Source organism: Protofrankia sp. CiP1_Cm_nod2 (assembly GCF_920664355.1).
Lineage (GTDB): Bacteria > Actinomycetota > Actinomycetes > Frankiales > Frankiaceae > Protofrankia.
This window is the reverse complement of sequence record NZ_CAKKTL010000039.1, coordinates 10,788-13,912: the sequence shown is the minus strand read 5'-3', so window position 1 is coordinate 13,912 and position 3,125 is coordinate 10,788. Positions and strand designations below refer to the sequence as shown.

The 3,125-nt window shown below is 74.0% G+C and carries 2 protein-coding genes; one reads left to right on the top strand and one right to left on the bottom strand.

What is annotated here, in order from left to right; all coding sequences use genetic code 11:
* Positions 1-434 precede the first annotated feature (434 nt).
* Entirely contained in the window at positions 435-1,520 is a 1,086-nt protein-coding gene (locus NBW84_RS06570; protein WP_250282660.1) for a hypothetical protein, read from the top strand.
* 159 nt (positions 1,521-1,679) lie between these two features.
* Here the strand turns inward: NBW84_RS06570 and NBW84_RS06565 are convergent, their stop codons facing one another.
* Positions 1,680-2,963, bottom strand: a complete 1,284-nt coding sequence (locus NBW84_RS06565) for an L-2-hydroxyglutarate oxidase (RefSeq protein ID WP_250282657.1) — start codon at positions 2,961-2,963, stop codon at positions 1,680-1,682.
* Between the last annotated feature and the right edge of the window lie 162 nt (positions 2,964-3,125).

The window sequence follows — 3,125 nt, the reverse complement described above, 5'->3', positions numbered from 1 at the left end:
TCGGCCGGAGCCGGGTGACCGTCATCGGGCAGAAACGGGAGGAAGACGTGTCCGAGCAGGAACCGAGCCCGCGGGGACGCTCGGCGGTCGAGCCTGTGGCGGACGCGGGTCCTCCTGGCCGGAGGCGGCGCGATGATGCTTTTTTCGCGTTGCCGGAGGCCCGGATCCGCGGGTCGCTGTCCGGCCGGAGGCGACGCGATCATGCTTCTTTCGCGTTGCCGGAGGCTCGGGACTCCGGGCCGGTGCGTGGCCGAGGGCAGCACGATGATCCTCTTTTCGGGCCTGGTGCCACTGCCGGGGCTGGGCCGCCGGCCGGATCCCGGCTGCGGGAGCCGATCGAGGCGGCCCAGGAGCCGGAGGAGCAGATCTGGCGCTCCGAGGAGCAGCTCTGGGGGCCGCCTCCCGGGCAGGCCCGGGAGGATCAGGCCCGTGCGGTGTCCAGCACGGATCTGTCCAAGGGCCGGATGAGCGGCCCAGCCGGCGGTGCCGGCTCGCGGCCCCGGCCGACCGGTGGGGATGGCCGGAACAACGCGGATGACGCGGACGACGCGGACGACGCGGACGACGCGGACGACGCGGACGACGCGGATGACACGGATAGCACGGATAGCACGGACAGCACGGACAGCACGGATAGCACGGACGGCGCGGACGGCGTGGACGGCGCGGACGGCGAGTCGGAGCGGCTGCGCCGGTGGCGTGCCGAACGGCGTGCGGCGCACGCGCTGACGGCTGACCCGCGGTGGGCCCGGCCGCCCGGTGGCCATGGACCGGGTGCCGGGGGCGCGGACAGCGGCGGCCGGGATACCGGCGGTGGCGAGGCCTCCGATGCGGCCGCTCCCGGCACACCGTCGGCGTCCGGCGCCTCGTGGCCGCCTCCCGCCGCGGGCCGTGCCGCGGACGCCCCGGGTGAGGCCGGGCCGTCGGGTGCTGGCACCGGGCCGGACTTCCTGTGGGGCGCCCCGATCGGCGCTCGTCCGGGGGAGGCGGCCGGTGGGCCCGCGGACGGCACGGGCACCACGGCAGGCGAACCCGCGGGTGCCGGGGAGCGGCTGGTGGGGCTGCTCGGGGGCCTGCTCGTGCTGGTCGCCGGTGCCGCGGCCGTCGTCGGTTCGGTCATGACCTGGGCGACCATCACCGCCTTCGACGTCATGGAGCTCCCGCTGCGGGGCACCGAGATCGGCCGCTACTACGGTGGGACGACGGCGTTGCTCGGTGTCCTGGCGGTTGTTCTCGGCGGGATGCTCACCGGCCGTGACCGGAAGGGCTGGCGGTGGATCCTCACCGCCGTGATCGGCCTGGCGACCGTCCTGCTCGCCGTGATCGACATGATCCGCCTGCTGCGCGTCGACCGGCTGGGCGACATCGACCTGGACCTTTCGGTCGAGCTGGGGCCAGGCCTGTGGATCACGCTGCTGAGCGGGCTGCTCACTGTCGTCGGCGCGCTGCTGGCCCGGTTTCTGCCCGTAAGGCCGAAGCGGGCCCGTGGCGGGCCCGGCCCCGGCGGGCAGGACAGATGATCGCGAGTGGTGGGCGCGGACCGGGACGCCCGATGCGGGCGGCGGTCGTGGCCGGGCTCATCCCCCAGGCGGTCAGCTCACAGCCGCCAGTACAGGATGTCCCTGCCGTAGCGGCGCTGGTGGCCGGACTGGGCGGTCGGCCGACAGCCGCCGGTACGCTCACGCGGCCGGCTCGGCCACGATCCTGTCCACGATGTGCTCGGCGATGGCCAGGGACGCGGTGGCCGCCGGTGACGGCGCGTTCCGCACGTGCACGATCTTCCCGCGTATCGACAGCACGAAGTCGTCCACCAGTGCGCCGTCGCGCGCGACCGCCTGCGCGCGGACACCGGAGGGCCCCCGGACCACGTCCGCGGCCCGCAGCTGGGGGACGTACCGGCGGGCCTCGGCGATGAACGCACGCCGGCTCGTCGTGTGCAGGATCTCCCGGGCCCCGGTCCGCCAGTGCCGGCGGGCCATCGTCCGGAAGCCCGGCCAGGCGAGTGTCTGACGCAGCTCCGAGCCTCGCACGGTCAGCCCGGTGTAGCCCTCGCGGGCGGTCGCGAGGACCGCGTTCGGACCGACCAGCACGTTCCCGTCCACCTTTCTGGTCAGATGGATGCCGAGGAACGGGTACCGCGGGTCCGGCACCGGGTAGATCAGCCCACGCACGAGGTCACGACGCTCCGGGCGCAGCAGCCAGTAGTCGCCGCGGAACGGGACGATCTGCGGTGAGGGATCCTCGCCGGTGAGCGCGGCGACCTGGTCGGACTGCAGGCCGGCGCAGGCGACTAGCAGGTCGAACGGCCCGGCCGCCGTGGACACGGCCGTGACCGTGCCACCGGCGCGGGACGCGGTCGCGTGCGTGCCGTTGGGCGGCACCCGGACGTTCCCCCGGACCCGCAGGCCCAGGTGGACGCCGTCGGGGCGCTCCTCGACGGTGACGACCTCGCTGCCGGTGCGCACCGTGCCGCCGGCGTCCTGGACGCTGTCCCGCAGCCGGCGGGCCACCGCCTGGTAGTCGACGATCGCGGTCGTGGGGGAGTGCAGCGCGGCCACCCCGCGGGCGTGCGGTTCGTAGCGGCGCAGGTCGTGCCCGTCCAGCATGGTGGTGTCCGGGACGCCGTTGGCCTGTGCCCGGCGCGCGATGTCGGCGAGCCTGCCCAGTTCGCTGTCGTCGACCGCGACCACGACCTTGCCGCACTCGTCGTAGCGGATGCCGTGCGTGGCGCAGTACTCCCTGAGCAGTACCACGCCCCGTCGGCACAGGGTTGCCTTCAGTGATCCCGGCTGGTAGTACAGCCCGGCGTGGACGACTCCGCTGTTGTGTCCGCTCTGGTGGCGGGCGACGTCATGCTCCTTCTCGAAGACCGTCACCGTGGCGGCGGGATCGACCTGCCCGATCCGCCGGGCCACCGCGAGCCCGAGAATACCGCCGCCGATCACCGCGACCCGACCCGCCACGCGTCCCGCTCCTGGTTCCTGGATGCCATGGTTTCCGTGCGCGCAGGGAGCGCGGGAAGAGCTGTGGTCGCGCACCTGTCCGTCGGCGATGTTACGGGACCGGCGGGCACGCGACGCAGACGAATGATCCCCTCCCTCTCTGTCCTCGCCCCTCTCTGTCCT